We start from the raw sequence: 15,093 nt of genomic DNA, 5'->3' as shown, positions 1-15,093 counted from the left end.
TTCCGATTGCGCCTGCTGCCTGCGGCGGTAAGGTGACGATTGTGGCCGAACTGACCATCCCCAGTGTTCTGCGTGAGCGCGCCAGTCTGCAGCCAAATGAGAAGGCGTTCACATTCGTTGATTACGAGCAGGATTGGGATGGTGTAGCCGAGACGATCACGTATTCCCAGCTATATCGGCGGTCGCTGAACGTCGCACAGGAGGTGCGCAAGTACGGCGCCACTGACGACCGCGCGGTCATCGTGGCGCCGCAGGGACTCCCGTACATCGACGCGTTCTTCGGAGCGCTGCAGGCGGGCTTCATCCCGGTACCGCTGTCAGTTCCGCTGGGCGGCGCCGTCGACGAACGAGTGAAGTCGGTCTTGCTCGACGCGGCGCCTGCGGTCGTACTCACCACCTCCGACGTGGCCGAGGGCGTGGCCGAATACCTGACGTCGCGCCCCGACGAAGGATCCGTGCCCGCTCTTGTCGAAGTCGACCGGGTGGACTTGGAGGCCCAGAGTCAATTCCGGGCCAGCCGTGAAACTCGGACCGAAACCGCCTACCTGCAATACACTTCCGGGTCGACCCGTGCGCCGGCCGGCGTGAAAATCACCTATAAGAACCTGATGGCGAACTTCGAGCAGATGTTCGCCGACTATTTCGCCGACCGCGGTGCGGTGTCGCCGCCGGACACCACCTTCGTATCGTGGCTGCCCTTCTACCACGACATGGGACTGCTGATCGGGGTCTGTGTGCCGTTGTTGGCCGGGCACCACGCTGTGCTCACCAGCCCAGTCGCGTTCTTGGCGCGGCCGGCCCGGTGGCTGCAGCTGTTGGCCGGCTATCGCCATACCTTCTCCGCGGGGCCTAATTTCGCGTTTGAGATCGCTGCGCGAAAGATTTCCGACGATGAATTGGAGGGCGTGGACCTCAGCGGCGTCCTGGGCATCATCAACGGCAGCGAGCGCGTCCAACCGTCGACGTTGAAGCGCTTCAACGAGCGGTTTGCCCCATTCAATTTCCCGGTGACGGCTATTCGTCCGTCCTACGGGATGGCTGAAGCGACCGTGTACATCGTGACCCGCCAACCCGGCGAGCAGCACGTCGTTCATTTCGATTCCGCACGGTTGTCCGACGGCCACGCCCAACGCTGTGAAAGCCACGGCGGCACAGCGCTGGTCAGCTACGGCGTGCCGCGCTCGCCGATTCTGCGCATAGTCGACCCCGACACCAGCGTCGAATGCGCTGCCCGAGCCGTCGGCGAAATCTGGGTGCATGGCGACAATGTCGCGGCCGGCTACTGGCGCAAACCTCAAGAGACCGAATACGCGTTCTGCGCCAAGCTTTCCGACCCGTCACCAGGTACCCCCGAAGGGCCCTGGTTGAGAACCGGCGATCTGGGCTTCTTCCACGACGACGAACTGTTCATCATCGGTCGGATCAAGGACCTGTTGATCGTCTACGGACGCAATCACTCACCCGACGACATCGAGGCGACGATCCAGATGATCACCCGCGGACGCTGCGTGGCGATATCGGTTCCTCACGACGGCATCGAGAAGTTGGTCGCCATCGCCGAACTCAAGAACTACGCCAATCATGATGCGCCCGAGCATCTGGCGCACGTGAAAAACGATGTCACCTCGGCGATCTCGACATCGCACGGCTTGAGCATCGCCGACCTCGTGCTCGTGCCGCCGGGGTCGATACCCATCACCACTAGCGGCAAGGTGCGGCGCCGAGCGTGCGTCGAGCAGTATCAGCAGAACCGGTTCGCGCGCCTCGACGCCTAGAAGACAGGGACTCGCCGTCATGATTGCACCAGTGAAACTGTGGGGAAGATCGCGGTTGGCCAGGATCCCGCGAAGATTGCCGGCCTCGCCGCGCAAGAGCGAGATCGAATCGATGGCTCTGAGTACCAACACGATCGGGGCGCAGCCGCTGGCGCCGGTGTACGGCCTGCCCGAGGACCGATTCAGCCCCGACGACGTGCGATCACCCTCGTCCCAGGGCGACCTGTATGCCTACCTAGTGGCCGAGCGTGACCCCGAGGTCGTCGTGGAGTTCGGTTCGGCATTCGGTGTTTCGGGCATGTACTTCGCCGCCGCACTCAACAGGGGCCGGTTGTACTCGTTCGAAATCAACCCGGACTGGGCCGACATCGCCGAACGTAACATCAGTACGATCACCGACCGGTTCTCGTTGATCCGGGGGGCTTTCGAGGATCGAGTCGACGACATCCCAGCGCCGATCGACATCGCCCTGGTCGATGGCATCCACGACTACGACTTCGTGATGAGGCAGTGGGAGATTCTGCGGCCGCGGATGTCACCAGGTGGCCTGGTGCTGTTCGACGACATCACTTACTGCGCGGGGATGCGCAAGGCCTGGCGTGAGATCCGGTCAGATCGCGCGGTCGCAGACTCGGTGGCCCGCTGGCATCGTCTCGGAATCGTGGAGCTCCAAGCGGCTTGAGTAGATCACCGCTGGCGCGAGAAGACGAACATGCGCTGATTGTGCCAGGTCTCTTCGTGCGATTGCAGGAAGCCTCGCGCGGCGAAGAGCGCCCTGATCTCGTGGTCGCAGTAGCTGTTCAACCAACCCGCTCTGAGACGACCGACGGATCCGAAGGCGCGGCGAGGCGAGTACCGAGTGCCGCGCGCGCACGCGTATGACAGCAGGCAGGTCGGGGCGAGTTCGGTGAGCCAGTCGATCACCGAGGGCATGTCCCGCATGTACTCCAGTACTCCCATGAGTACCGCGACGTCGTAGGCACCGACTCCGAGATCGGGAAGCGGCCTCAGGTTGAGATCGCATACCAGCGTTCCTGGGCCCCGGTCGACGATGTCCGACGGAGTGTAGGTGCACGTCTGGTGGAGGTGCCGCTCGAGAATCCGGTTGGCAGCACCGAATTCGATCACCCGGCTGCCCTGAGGCACCAGTGCGGCGGCGCGCTCGGTGCGGGATTCCCAGGATGCGAGGATGTTGCGGGTATCCGACCACCGCGTGTAGTCGGTCTTCTGACGCAGTGTCGTGATCATTCGGGACATTGTTTACCTCGCTTTCGATCGTTTACTCGGCGTGCTGACGGGTGCTTAGGCCGAGTTGGTGTGCGACGGTGGCGTATTCGTGGGTGAGTTGTTGGCGGAGGTGGGTGACGGCTTGGTGGGTGGTGGTTCGGATGTGTGGTGCGTCGTGCAGGGTGTGGTGGGTGTGGTCGATGACGGTGGTGGTGGTCAGGGTGTCGGTGCGTAGTAGTGAGCGTTCGTCGTTGATGGATCGTGCGAAGTCGCGGCATTTGGGTTGGTATTCGAGGGATATGACGGGGGTGGCGGAGAGGGCGGCGAGGATTCCGGCGTGCAGGCGGCTGACGATGGCGATCGAGCAGCGGGCGAGTTCGCGGGCTGCGGTGGTGGCGTCGGGCGGGTGGATGATGTCGGCGTCGATGCCGGCGAGGGCTTGTTCGGTCCATCGTCGGTCGGCGCTGTTCATCAGGATGCCCACGAAGCGATAGCCTTGGGACGTCAAGTATCTGGCGGCACCGCCGATCTGCTCGGCAACCTGCGCCGGATCTTGCCCCCACAGGTCGTCGTCGCCGAAGCCGAGGTTCAGTCCGATCAGGCCGTCCTCGGCGGTGACATCGGGTCGGGGGAGCAGCAGCGCGGGATCACCGGAGACCGTGACCTCGAGTCCGGCGTCGGCCAGCAGTTCGGCGCTGCGCGGCCCGCGGACGGACACGGTGCGAAACTCCGACAACATCGGCACCCAGCGCTGCAACTCGCCTGCGCTCTGGGCATTTTGGCGTCGGTCGAAGGTGGGGTCTTCCACACCGACGCCGATCGCGTAGCTGCCGTTGTTGCGCGTGAGCGCCTGACCCCGACCGATCAGTCTTCTGAAATAGCGGGTCCCGATGAGGGTGCCGCCGCCGACGACCTGAATGCCGTTGCGGAGCGATCGGTTCAATCCCGTTGTTGCGGCGCGCAATCGCTCGCCAGGAAAGCGCGGCATCTCCAGCACGCTGGCCCCGGGCAGTTGCGAACGCACGGCGTCGTAGATGGCGTCGTCACCGATATTGCCCATGCCCTGCCAACCCAGGTACGCCACCAGGGCGGCGTTCGTGGTGGTCATTGGGATCGCACCGGTGGCGAGTAGTCCTGCAGATAGGACTTCGGTTGTAGGAACATGGGCAGCTGAAACCTCAAGTCGGGTTTGAGAGCGGCCGGCCCGATCGCCGTCCACAGGCTCGCGGACGGGCTCCGCGAGGGCCGGATCGCGAAATCACGAAAGAGGTGCCCCCGGTAGGGCAGGGCAGGACCAAAAAGCTCATTGCCGGAGTGATTTTCGCCGGTGTCCATGTGGTAGACCGCTCCGCGGAACGGTAGCGCCTGCAGGGTCCGTCCGTGCTTGCGCCAGTAGTCGAAGGCGTAACCGTGTTCGAGAATCTGTTCGAGCCGCTCACCGAAGGCGTCGGCGATGTCGTGCTGCGTCGACGACACCGTCAGACCGGGCGGGACATCGTAGGCGTCGAATGGAACGATGAACGACGTCCCGCATACCCGGTAGAAACGCCTGCGCGGCCGGTAGGCGTTTCTCGCGCGTGAGTACACCCAGCCGCGCTTCACCACCCATCCGTCGCGTCCGGGGCGATCGCGCACAAAAGCCGCCACGTCCCGGTGGACGAAATCGTCGGCGTCGATGGGCATTACGTAGTCGGGTCGTGAGTCGCGTGCAGCGATGAGGCCGATCGCGTTCTTGGTGCCCTTGTCCCAGATGACCGGTGCCGGGCCGGTCCGGGGGCCGTCCACCGTGGAGGGAGGCGGGAAGTCGACCTCGACGAAGACCGTCCTGGGCGGCATGACAAATGAGGGTGTGCGGTTGCCGACAACGAAAGCGACGTAGTCCTTGCACGACTGCCGTGTCAGCGACTCCAGGGTGTTCTGCAGCAGCGACTCGACGCGCCCGTAATCGGCGGAATTGTGCGGGTGCCGCAGCGTGGTGATGAACGCGAGCATTCAATGCTCCTCTGATAGCTGACCGGTCGGCGCCGTGAGGCCGAGTTGGTGTGCGACGGTGGCGTATTCGTGGGTGAGTTGTTGGCGGAGGTGGGTGACGGCTTGGTGGGTGGTGGTTCGGATGTGTGGTGCGTCGTGCAGGGTGTGGTGGGTGTGGTCGATGACGGTGGTGGTGGTCAGGGTGTCGGTGCGTAGTAGTGAGCGTTCGTCGTTGATGGATCGTGCGAAGTCGCGGCATTTGGGTTGGTATTCGAGGGATATGACGGGGGTGGCGGAGAGGGCGGCGAGGATTCCGGCGTGCAGGCGGCTGACGATGGCGATCGAGCAGCGGGCGAGTTCGCGGGCTGCGGTGGTGGCGTCGGGCGGGTGGATGATGTCGGCGTCGATGCCGGCGAGGGCTTGTTCGGTCCATCGTCGGTCGGCGCTGTTCATCAGGATGCCCACGAAGCGATAGCCTTGGGACGTCAAGTATCTGGCGGCACCGCCGATCTGCTCGGCAACCTGCGCCGGATCTTGCCCCCACAGGTCGTCGTCGCCGAAGCCGAGGTTCAGTCCGATCAGGCCGTCCTCGGCGGTGACATCGGGTCGGGGGAGCAGCAGCGCGGGATCACCGGAGACCGTGACCTCGAGTCCGGCGTCGGCCAGCAGTTCGGCGCTGCGCGGCCCGCGGACGGACACGGTGCGAAACTCCGACAACATCGGCACCCAGCGCTGCAACTCGCCTGCGCTCTGGGCATTTTGGCGTCGGTCGAAGGTGGGGTCTTCCACACCGACGCCGATCGCGTAGCTGCCGTTGTTGCGCGTGAGCGCCTGACCCCGACCGATCAGTCTTCTGAAATAGCGGGTCCCGATGAGGGTGCCGCCGCCGACGACCTGAATGCCGTTGCGGAGCGATCGGTTCAATCCCGTTGTTGCGGCGCGCAATCGCTCGCCAGGAAAGCGCGGCATCTCCAGCACGCTGGCCCCGCGCAGTTGCGAACGCACGGCGTCGTAGATGGCGTCGTCACCGATATTGCCCATGCCCTGCCAACCCAGGTAGGCAACCGGGGCGGCGTGATCGGCTGGTCGGGCCTCAACTGCCGGCAAGGAACCGTGCCATTCCGTGCTTGCGGATGAGATAGCGGGCGGCGGTGCTCTCCCATTTTCGCCGGTTTTTCCCGCGGACGTCGATGTGGTGGTGGACGACGCGGATGCTCGGATCGAATTGTCTACCAATGCCTTTGTTGTCCAGGCGGATGGCCAGGTCCTGAGCCTCGTGCGAGCGCAGGGTCGGGTCGTAGCCACCGATTCCTCTGAAGACCTCGGAGTAGACGAGCAGGTTGCCCTCATGCAGCCAGAACGCAGGCCTTGGAATCGGCTCGTCCAGCAGGCTGGGCCAGCCCGGGGCCATCGGCCCAACCACTCGGTGTACCGTGCCGGCAAGCCGGGGCCGGTGACGCCAATGATCAACCAGCCGTGGGACATTTGACGTGAAATTGCCCCAAACCGAGAATGCCGCGCCGTAGTTGCAGTATTCCTGACTTCCGTCGACGCGGCTGACCAATCCGCCGATCATGCCGACGCCGTAGCGGCGATAGCGGTCGGCGAGTTCCCGCGCCACCACGGGAGTGTCGGCGGTCTTCAACTCCATGTCGGCGTCGATGAAGTGGATGAGGGCACCGTCGCCGACGTGATCGATCACCTGGTTGCGATTGGCGCCGGCCCCGCGGTTTTCGGGACTGCGCACGAGCCGGACGTCGTCGCCGAACCCGCGCACCACGTCGACGCTGTCGTCGGTGGAGGCGTCGTCGAGGACGAAGATCCGCTCGTAGTTCTGAGCCAGCAACTGTGGAATGAGTTCGCGCAGATGCTGTCCCATGTTGTAGTTGGGGACGGCGGCCACGACGGGCATCGGCTGGCTCATAGTGCCGGCAGCAATTCGGTCAGTGACGCGGTGATCGATGATGCGGCGTTCTCGAGGACGGTGGATTCGAAGCCGCCCAACAGGTTGTAGATAGCCAGATCGGCAGCGATCGGCAATCCGAGCGCCTCGATCGGGTTGTCCAGGTTATCCAGAACGAGACTCAGGTTGTACTCGGGAACGCTGACCATCGCCGCGTAGAGAATGTCTTCGGTGGCGGTCAGGCTGCCGGACAGGGTGTTGCCGATGTCGGTGAAGGCGTCGGTGAGGTCACCCGGGACGGCCGCCAAGGCGGTGGGGTCGCTCAGCAGGGTCGTCAGCGCCGACACGACCGCATCGGGATCCAGCGCGGTGGTCGACGTCGACGTTGTCGAGTCGGTCAGACCTGCCAACAGCGAATCCAGCGACAGTGACACGGGATTCGGTCCCGTGCCGGTGAAATCGCCGATGAAGTCCTGGATTCCCTGCTCGGTGCCTGTGATCAACAGGTTGGGAAGCTTCTCGATGTCCTCGATGCTCGGAAACAGTCCGAACTCGGTGGCCTCGTTGGCCGGGGTGGTCGACCAGCCATAATCGGGGTCGCCGTAGCCGAGGTTCACCAGAGCGGTCAGATCCGGTTGCAGCAGGTCGGCAATCGGGTTGCCGACGATCGGAATGTCGCGCACCGGGTCCAGCAGCGGGAGGTCGTCCGCGGGGATGATGTAGTAATCCGTCAGACCGCCCGTCGTCTCCAGCGGAATCGCCTGTGCGATTTGCTCGGGTGTCAAAGTGTCGTAGTCGAAGTGGGTCTGGCTCATGAACGCGTTGAGGTCGGACAGGATGTTCAACGGGTACTTCGGGAAATCGGCCCAGGTGTCGTATTCCATCGTGTAGATGGTGGTGGCGTAGTCGTCGGAGGGCGTCGCGCCGGAGAAGTCGATTCCGAGGCTGGTCAGATCGAGGCCGGCGAAACGTTCGAAGAGCCCGCCGTTGGGGTTCATCAGATCACCGATCAACGTGAAGCTGACGTCGGAGCTGGGCACTCCCTGGGCCTCGAGCTGTGACATCTCCAGCGACGCGATGATCGCGCTCTGCGAGTATCCGAATACGCCCACGGGTGTACCGGAATCGAGGTAGGGCTGCAGGGCCGTGTTCAGGTCGTTGAGGCCCTGCGACACCGAGTCGTCGAGCGTCAGTTCATTGAGGCTCAACGGGTAGAACTCCTCCGGCGTGTAGAGCGCGGTCGCGTCGGCATTCGCCGGCAGGAAGAGGCTTGCGATCGTGTCGACCCAGGCGTCGTCCGGCAGCGGCATGCCGCTGCCGCCCATCACCAGGTAGGGAAGCGTGTCGTCGCCGTGTGCGATTGCGGGGGCCGCCAACGGCGCCAGGGACAGCAGACCCAGGCCGGCGGTGGCCAGCACCCCTACCCACTTGCCGCGAGCGCCACGGTCCGTCATTGCCGCCTCCGTTGTCCTGGAATGCCGAGGTCCGAAGTCACCATTCGCCGACACCTTTTACGAGCATCATCGCACCGAGTGCGCCGAGCAGCAGTGCGAAAACCGTTCTGCGACGGGCGAATAACCAGCCATGCATGCCCATGACGACATACTCGGTCTTGGCCGGTGATATCGCGTGGGCGACGAGCGGAATCTCGGTGATCGTGTAAGCCACCAACGTGAAGACCAGTGCGGCGGCGACCTGGGTGGCGGCCGGTGCACCGGACGCGAGGATAGCGAGCATCGCCCCCCAGAACTCGAGCAGCTGAGTCGAGGTACACAGCCCGGCGAGGAATGGCATTCCGAGCGACTTTCTTTCCAGGATGGCTGTCCACGACAGCCGTGGGAGACTCACGCTGGCGTCCGCTGGCGGTGACGCGCCGGGTTCGCCGATCTGTGTGTCGAGACCGGTGGCGGGCATCATCACGGGTGCGCCCCGGCGGACCGACCGGGGCCTGGCGAGAACGCCGGCGCCCACGAGCGCGAGGACACCCACCACGGCTTGGACGAACGGTAGCGCAGGATGAATCGCGATCGAATGCGTCAGCCGCACAATGGGAATCAACAAGTCGTGCAAGAGGAATAGCGCTGCGAGTGCCAGTCCGAATCCGGACGTCATAAGGCCCAACCAATACGCGAACAGATTGGACAGCGGGCGCGGGCGCGAGATCAACAACGCCATGATCCCGATACGCACCGGATCCTGAGCGGCGATGATCCCGAAAAACAAGACTGCGCTCCACATCAGGCAACCCGCTTCATTCTGGCTGCGCCCTCCAGAAGGTCGGCCGTCGAGCGCACGCTGACCGCGGGCGGGGTCAGCTGCCGGGCAACCGCACGGGCGGTGGCGACGTGATCCGGGGTGAGAACGGACCGCAGGTCGGAGACCAGTGAGTCTCGGTTGGTGGCTGAAAAGCGCCTGGCAGAACCGACTTTGAGCCGTTTGATCTGGGCCGCCCAGATCGGTTGGTCCGCGGTGACCCACAAGATCAGCGTCGGAACGCCGGCACGTACTCCCGCGGCCGTGGTGCCGGCACCTCCGTGATGGACGACCGCGCGGCACAACGGGAAGATCGCGCCGTGGTTCATCGAGTCCGCGATCATGACGCGCTCGGAGCGCGCGCTGCCGTCGAAGTCGTGTGCACCGGCACCGATCAGGGCCCGCTCACCCAATTCGGCGCAGGCCCCACTGATCATGTCGACCGTCGCGCCGAAAGATCGCACCGGCATGCTGCCGAAGCCGAAATAGATCGGGGGTGTTCCGGCGGCGCACCACGCCGAGATCTCGTCGTCGGCAGCCGTCGGTTTCGCCATAGTCAGCGCACCCACGAAGGGGCGCTGCTGATTCCATCGGGCCCACTCGGCCGCGAGGCCGGGGAAGAACACCTCGTCGTATGCCTGGATCTCAAGGGATCCGCGCTCCATGATGCGTCGCGTGGAGGGCCGGGTTACCCGCGGCAACCCCAATTGTCGGCGCTGGTCGTCCTCGGTACGTTTCGTCACCAACCAGTGCGCCCACCACAGCGCCGAGATGCTCGACCGGATCAGCGGTGACGGGACCGCCGGGAGAATCTGGCTGTTGACCCGGACCGGAAAGCAGTGCAGCTCTGCTAGCGGAATCCGATGGTATTCGGCGGCGTTGAGGGCGAGTCCCTGCTGAACCATGCCTGTCAGCAAAAGGTCGGCGCCATCGGCCAGGGATTGCAAGGTGCGGCCCATGTCGGCCCAGACCTCGCCGAGATAATGCTTGCCGGCCCGCGCGATCCTGACTGGAGTCGTGACGTCCCAGAAGTTGCGGACGAATTCCTCGTCGTTCACGGCTTGGGAACTGGGCCCGTAGCTGACCGCGGGGAGACCGACCGACTCGACAAAGCCAAGCATGTCGGGGGGAACTGCCATTCGCACGTCGTGGCCGCGGTGCTGCAACTCAAGGCCGAGCGCGGCGAACGGTTCGACGTCGCCGCGGCTGCCGTGGATCCCCAGCGCGAATTTCATCGGTCGAGTCTTCCGCCGACCCGTCGGTTCAGCACTACTGCGAGCGCGACCGGCCGTCGCTCTGCGGGTGGTTCGCAGTTGGGAGCGAGGGCCGGTGGTTCACTGAGCGGGGGAAGTGATGTCGGGTCGTCCTGGAACTCGCTGTCGTGCAACAGGTCCTCGTCGGGCTGGGGTGAGGCGCGCCGCCGGCGGATGAATCGCGGGGTGACCTGCTTCCTGAATCGCTCCGCGCGACTGGGCCGACGGCGCGCGAGCGGCCGGCTCTTCTTGGGCCGGGACGGCCACCAGTTGCCGTTGCCGACCAAAGTGGCGATCGCCGGCACCGTCACGGTGCGTACCAGGAAGGTGTCGAGCAGAAGTCCCGTGCCGAGCACGAAGCCGGCCTGCACCATCATGCTGATGCTGGCGAATAACAAGCCGAACATGGACGCGGCGAAGATCAGTCCCGCCGCGGTGATCACGCCTCCGGTCGCGCCGACCGTGCGGATCACCCCGAGACGAATGCCGTGCGCTGATTCGTCGCGGATACGTGAAATGAGCAGCAGGTTGTAGTCGGCCCCGACCGCCACCAGGATGATGAACGTCAGCCCGGGAACGGTCCAGTGCAGTTCTTGGTGGAGGCCGAACTGGAACACGATCGTCCCGATGCCGAGTGCCGACAGATACGAGACGATCACCGAGCAGATCAGGTACAGCGGTGCCACGATCGCCCGCAGCAAGGCGATCAGGATCAGAAAGACGATGACGACGGTCGTCACGATGATGAAGTTGAAGTCTTTGTTGTAATAGTCGCGGGTATCGCGGAGCCCCACCGAGATTCCGGCCATCGACACTTTGGCGTCGGACAGGGTGGTGTTCGGTTGCGACTCCCGGGCCGTCTCAAGGATCGCGTTCACCTGATCCATCGCCGCGACACTGAACGGATTCAGCTTGGTCTGCACCAGGTACCGCACGGCATGCCCGTCGGGGGAGACGAAAATGCCCGCCGCCTTCTTGAAGTCGTCCCGCGTCAACACTTGCGGCGGGATGAAGAATCCGGCCATCGGGGGGTCGTTAGCGCCGTTCTTCATCGCCATCAGGAAGCCGGAGGCGTCGTTGAGGCCCGCCCCCATCTGCTTCGTCTGGCCAACTAGCAGGGCGACGGCGTCGGCTAGCTTGCGGCTGCCGTCGGCGAGTTGGTTGGCGCCGTTCTGCAGGTAGGCCAGCTTCGCCTGCAGCCCACCGCCGCCCAACATCTGCGTCGCGCTGTTGAGTTGTGTCACCAGTTGCTTCAACTTGTCGGTTGCTGCGCCGAGACTTTCGGTGCCCTCAGTCGATTCGAGTTTCTTCGACAGCTCCGCGACGTTGTTGAGCGCGCCACTCTCATGCGCTTCGGCGATGCGCTGCAGTTGATTGCGGGCGGAGAGACAGTTCGGGTCTAGGGCGCACACCGGGGTCGTGTCGAGGGCGTTCAGGATTGGTCTCGCCAAACTGGCGATGTTGTTGACATCGACGATGTTCAGATCGAGCGTCTGGCCGAGCGTGCGCATGTCGCCGACGAGCTTGGCGGCGTCTTCGAGCTGGTTGAGAATCTTTGTCCCGCCGAAGTTCTTCTGCAAGACGGTCAGCGAATCGACGAGACCGGTGATATTCGGTAACGCCTGGTCGACCTGAGATCGCAAGTCGCCCAGTGCGTTTGCCAATTGGTCGGCTCCATCGGTCATCGTGTCGAGTTCGCCCGCGTGGCCGTTGATCTGTTGTGAGGCGTCGCCGAGTTTGTTGCCGACTTCACCGGCCTGCCATGCCAGCCTGGCCTGCTCCAGTGACTCCCCGGTCGGACGCGTGATACCCCGAACTATCGAGATGCTGGGCAGCTGACTCACCCGCTGCGCCATCTGTTCCAGGTCCGCCAAGACTTTCGGGTCGCGCATGTCGCGCGGCGATTGGATGAACAGGTACTGCGGAATGATCGTGTCCAGCGGGAAGTGTTGCGCCATCACGTCGTATCCCGCGGCGCTCTCGACCGAGCTCGGCAGAGTCTTGCGGTCGTCGTAGTTGTAGCGCGCGTAGCCCGAGCAGACCGCCAAGGTGATCAGGATCAGCAGGCTCGCGGCCAGGTGGATCTTCGGTCGGCGCACGATCCGTACACCCGATGTGCGCCAAAACCGTGTGGTCAATTCGCGACGCGGCTTGATCCAGCCCCGCCGCCCCGCGAGTGTCATGATCGCCGGAAGCACGGTCACCGCAGCGAGGAAAGCCACCGTGACCGCGATTGCCAACGCCGGACCGACCGTCGAGAACACCGGCAGCTTAGTGAAGACCATCGTGACGAACGTGACCGCCACCGTGGCCGCCGAGGCGGCGATCACCTTTCCGATGGAGCCCAACGCATTTCGGATGGCCCGGTCCGAGTCCTCGCCGAGCCGCACGTAGTCGTGATAGCGGCTGATGAGGAACACGGCGTAGTCGGTACCGGCGCCGTACACAATGCCGCTCATGAAGACCATGGTCTGGCTGGACACACCGAGGCCCAATAGGGCCAATCCGGCCAGGACTCCTTGCGCCGTCACGAGCGATATGCCGATGGTGATCAGCGGCATCACCAGCGTCAGGGGATTGCGATACACGATCAGCAGGATCAGCAACACCATGATCCCCGTGCCGATTTCGATCACGTGCATGTCGCGCTCGCTGATCGCGGTGAGGTCGGCGGCGGTGGCCGCCGGTCCCGCCAGGTGGGCGACCAGTGTCGAGCCCGCGACGGTCTGTTTGATCAGCCTGGACGCGTTCTGAAACGCGACCGCGCCCTCCGCCGAACCCGCGTGCCCGGCGAGGGCGATGGGCAGATACCACGCTTTCTTGTCTTTGCTCGACAGCACCTCGCGAACTTCAGGCGAGTTCAGGAAGTCCTGCAGCGAGACGACATCGGCGGAGTCTTCGCGCAGCTTGCCGACCAGAGTGCGGTATGTGCCTTCGTCGGCGGGGCTCAGGCCCTTGTCGTCGGTCAGTACGGCCAGGACGACGTTGTCGGTTCCCTTGTCATGGAAGGCGGCAACCATCTCGCGGGCCGCGACCATCATCGGCGCATCGTCGGGCATGATCTGCGCCTGCTTTTGCCCGATGACCACTGCCAGCGGCGGCAGACCGAGCGAAACCCCCGCCGCAAGCGCGATCCAGGTAACGATGACGATGAGCGGATGCCGGGTAACGAAGGCGCCCAGCTTCGGGTAGACACCCTTCGTCGAAGGCGGGTCGATCTCAACCGTCCGCGACGACATGGGCGTGGTTACCTCCGGAATAGCATGCGCCTGACTCGGCTGCGGGCCGCAGCTGATCAGGCCACCTCACGTTCCGAGATGGCGCGGTAGCGGCGCTCGGCAACCCGCACGTACACGGACTTCAGCACCGCCAGAAATTGGGTGACGGATTCGCGCGCGACGGGGTTGTCCGGGAAAAGCACGACTGCGCGCGTCTCGTTCTCGAGTCGGGTCACCCGGATGTCGAATTGGGCCGGCGCCCCGCCGTCCTGGAAGATCCGGGCATTGAGACCCTCCAGCTTCTCGGTGACCAGGGCCGAGAACGGCGGGATGCCGAGGTCGATGTGGAACATCAGCGGCACGCGTCGGTCGGGGCGCTGCAACCACGGCGCCAGGTCCAGAACCCGGGCGAACGGGACCTTCGCGAGCTCTCGCCCGGAATCGAACGACGCCTGAGCGACTCGCACGGTCTCGTCGAACGACGAGGTGCCGACAGGTACCGTGATCGGGACGAAGCCGGTGATCCAACCCGACGTCATGAAATCCTCAGGGGTGGACCGGATGTCGGTGACCACATAGCCGTAGTAGGTGTCGGCACCGGTGAGCTCCCGCTCGGTCAGCGCGGCGCAGGCGAACACACCACCACTGAATCGGGCGCCCGCCGACACGCAGACTGATTCGAAAGCGGCCGTTTGCTTCTGGTCGAGCAGCGTCAGGCTCATGAGGTCGCAGATGCCGGATCCGTCGCCCAGCGACACGGGGCAATCCGGGAGAGTCCCGGAGTTGCTCTCGAAGTATTCGATCCAGGCTTTCACCTCCGGGGAGTCCGCGGTGAGCGACGACAGGTACTGGTGCTGGCGTTCGCAGTAGTCGAGGTAGCTGCCCGCCTTCGGCAACGGGATGGGCGCTCCACCAGTGGCCAGAGCGGCATACTGCATCTGGATCTCCGGCAACAGCACGCTCGGGTACGCCGCATCGATGTTGATGTGGTCGATCGAGATGCAGAACGTGAAGTGGTCGGAGTGCTGGATCACCATGAAGCGAAAACTGTCCCATTGCAGCGGGTCCGGCGTGGCCATCGCCAGGCTCTGCAGGGCCGCGGGAGTCATCTCGCCGTGCGTGGTCGGAACGAACTTGATCGCCGCGGGGTTGTCGATCGTGCGCCTCACGATGTTCTTGCTGTCGATGTACTCGAACCAACTGTGGAACGTGTCGTGCCGCCGCAGGTGCATGTTGATCACGTGTGTCATGGCTCGGACGTCGCAGTGGCCGGGGATCTCCCAGGTCGCAATGCAGAGACGGGACATGTCGACGCCCTTGGCGGCGAAATCGAGCCAGCTGCGCAGGTGTTCGGCCTGCATATAGCTGGGCGGTGTCGGATTGACCTGTGCCTCAGCGGCTTTGACCAGCGTGGCCGGAGTCGGGTCCCATGAGACGACTGAACCGGGTTCCGGTACCCAGTCGTACACGCTCTTCACGGTCACTTTCCCTAC

12 protein-coding genes are annotated in these 15,093 nt (G+C 64.3%); 2 read left to right on the top strand and 10 right to left on the bottom strand.

Annotation, left to right across the window (positions count from 1 at the left end; translation table 11 throughout):
• Nucleotides 1-41: 41 nt before the first annotated feature.
• Together A5658_RS09630 and A5658_RS09625 are read left to right on the top strand one after the other, a co-directional pair.
• Entirely contained in the window at nucleotides 42-1,775 is a 1,734-nt protein-coding gene (locus A5658_RS09630; protein WP_067333437.1) for an AMP-binding protein, read from the top strand.
• Between the two features lie 112 nt (nucleotides 1,776-1,887).
• Entirely contained in the window at nucleotides 1,888-2,457 is a 570-nt protein-coding gene (locus A5658_RS09625; RefSeq protein ID WP_231997263.1) for an O-methyltransferase, read from the top strand.
• A gap of 5 nt (nucleotides 2,458-2,462) precedes the next feature.
• Here the strand turns inward: A5658_RS09625 and A5658_RS09620 are convergent, their stop codons facing one another.
• The 10 genes from A5658_RS09620 to A5658_RS09575 are packed head-to-tail and all read right to left on the bottom strand — an operon-like array spanning nucleotide 2,463 to nucleotide 15,084.
• Nucleotides 2,463-3,023, bottom strand: a complete 561-nt coding sequence (locus A5658_RS09620; protein WP_231997262.1) for a class I SAM-dependent methyltransferase — start codon at nucleotides 3,021-3,023, stop codon at nucleotides 2,463-2,465.
• Between the two features lie 31 nt (nucleotides 3,024-3,054).
• Nucleotides 3,055-4,110, bottom strand: coding sequence for a polysaccharide pyruvyl transferase family protein (locus A5658_RS09615; RefSeq protein WP_067333365.1), 1,056 nt, complete (start codon nucleotides 4,108-4,110; stop codon nucleotides 3,055-3,057).
• Nucleotides 4,107-4,994, bottom strand: a complete 888-nt coding sequence (locus A5658_RS09610) for a hypothetical protein (protein WP_067333363.1) — start codon at nucleotides 4,992-4,994, stop codon at nucleotides 4,107-4,109. Before A5658_RS09610 ends, A5658_RS09615 begins: the two co-directional genes overlap by 4 nt.
• Nucleotides 4,995-6,080, bottom strand: a complete 1,086-nt coding sequence (locus A5658_RS09605; protein WP_369830502.1) for a polysaccharide pyruvyl transferase family protein — start codon at nucleotides 6,078-6,080, stop codon at nucleotides 4,995-4,997.
• Complete coding sequence (locus A5658_RS09600; protein WP_231997261.1) at nucleotides 6,067-6,885, bottom strand: glycosyltransferase; 819 nt, start codon at nucleotides 6,883-6,885, stop codon at nucleotides 6,067-6,069. Before A5658_RS09600 ends, A5658_RS09605 begins: the two co-directional genes overlap by 14 nt.
• 8 nt (nucleotides 6,886-6,893) lie before the next feature.
• Entirely contained in the window at nucleotides 6,894-8,330 is a 1,437-nt protein-coding gene (locus A5658_RS09595) for a PE-PPE domain-containing protein (RefSeq protein WP_067333358.1), read from the bottom strand.
• A 37-nt stretch (nucleotides 8,331-8,367) separates the two neighbouring features.
• Complete coding sequence (locus tag A5658_RS09590; protein ID WP_067333356.1) at nucleotides 8,368-9,114, bottom strand: GAP family protein; 747 nt, start codon at nucleotides 9,112-9,114, stop codon at nucleotides 8,368-8,370.
• Nucleotides 9,114-10,364, bottom strand: coding sequence for a glycosyltransferase (locus A5658_RS09585; RefSeq protein WP_067333353.1), 1,251 nt, complete (start codon nucleotides 10,362-10,364; stop codon nucleotides 9,114-9,116). The genes A5658_RS09590 and A5658_RS09585 overlap by 1 nt, the downstream gene beginning before the upstream one ends.
• Nucleotides 10,361-13,621: an RND family transporter gene (locus tag A5658_RS09580; RefSeq protein WP_067333350.1), complete on the bottom strand. Its 3,261-nt coding sequence runs from the start codon at nucleotides 13,619-13,621 to the stop codon at nucleotides 10,361-10,363. The genes A5658_RS09585 and A5658_RS09580 overlap by 4 nt, the downstream gene beginning before the upstream one ends.
• Before the next feature lie 56 nt (nucleotides 13,622-13,677).
• A complete protein-coding gene (locus A5658_RS09575; RefSeq protein WP_067333348.1) occupies nucleotides 13,678-15,084 on the bottom strand; it encodes a condensation domain-containing protein in 1,407 nt (468 codons plus the stop codon).
• Between the last annotated feature and the right edge of the window lie 9 nt (nucleotides 15,085-15,093).

Origin of the sequence: Mycobacterium sp. 1245111.1 (assembly GCF_001673405.1) — a bacterium.
Classification (GTDB): domain Bacteria; phylum Actinomycetota; class Actinomycetes; order Mycobacteriales; family Mycobacteriaceae; genus Mycobacterium.
The sequence above is the reverse complement of the archived record's forward strand: the minus strand, read 5'-3'. Positions and strand labels throughout refer to the sequence as shown.

Excerpts from the sequence above, each read along its gene's own strand:
- A5658_RS09585 (WP_067333353.1), bottom strand. The coding sequence starts at position 10,364 with ATGAAATTCGCGCTGGGGATCCACGGCAGCCGCGGCGACGTCGAACCG.
- A5658_RS09595 (WP_067333358.1), bottom strand. The coding sequence starts at position 8,330 with ATGACGGACCGTGGCGCTCGCGGCAAGTGGGTAGGGGTGCTGGCCACC.
- A5658_RS09600 (WP_231997261.1), bottom strand. The coding sequence starts at position 6,885 with ATGCCCGTCGTGGCCGCCGTCCCCAACTACAACATGGGACAGCATCTG.
- A5658_RS09625 (WP_231997263.1), top strand. The coding sequence starts at position 1,888 with ATGGCTCTGAGTACCAACACGATCGGGGCGCAGCCGCTGGCGCCGGTG.
- A5658_RS09610 (WP_067333363.1), bottom strand. The coding sequence starts at position 4,994 with ATGCTCGCGTTCATCACCACGCTGCGGCACCCGCACAATTCCGCCGAT.
- A5658_RS09620 (WP_231997262.1), bottom strand. The coding sequence starts at position 3,023 with ATGATCACGACACTGCGTCAGAAGACCGACTACACGCGGTGGTCGGAT.
- A5658_RS09590 (WP_067333356.1), bottom strand. The coding sequence starts at position 9,114 with ATGTGGAGCGCAGTCTTGTTTTTCGGGATCATCGCCGCTCAGGATCCG.
- A5658_RS09615 (WP_067333365.1), bottom strand. The coding sequence starts at position 4,110 with ATGACCACCACGAACGCCGCCCTGGTGGCGTACCTGGGTTGGCAGGGC.
- A5658_RS09580 (WP_067333350.1), bottom strand. The coding sequence starts at position 13,621 with ATGTCGTCGCGGACGGTTGAGATCGACCCGCCTTCGACGAAGGGTGTC.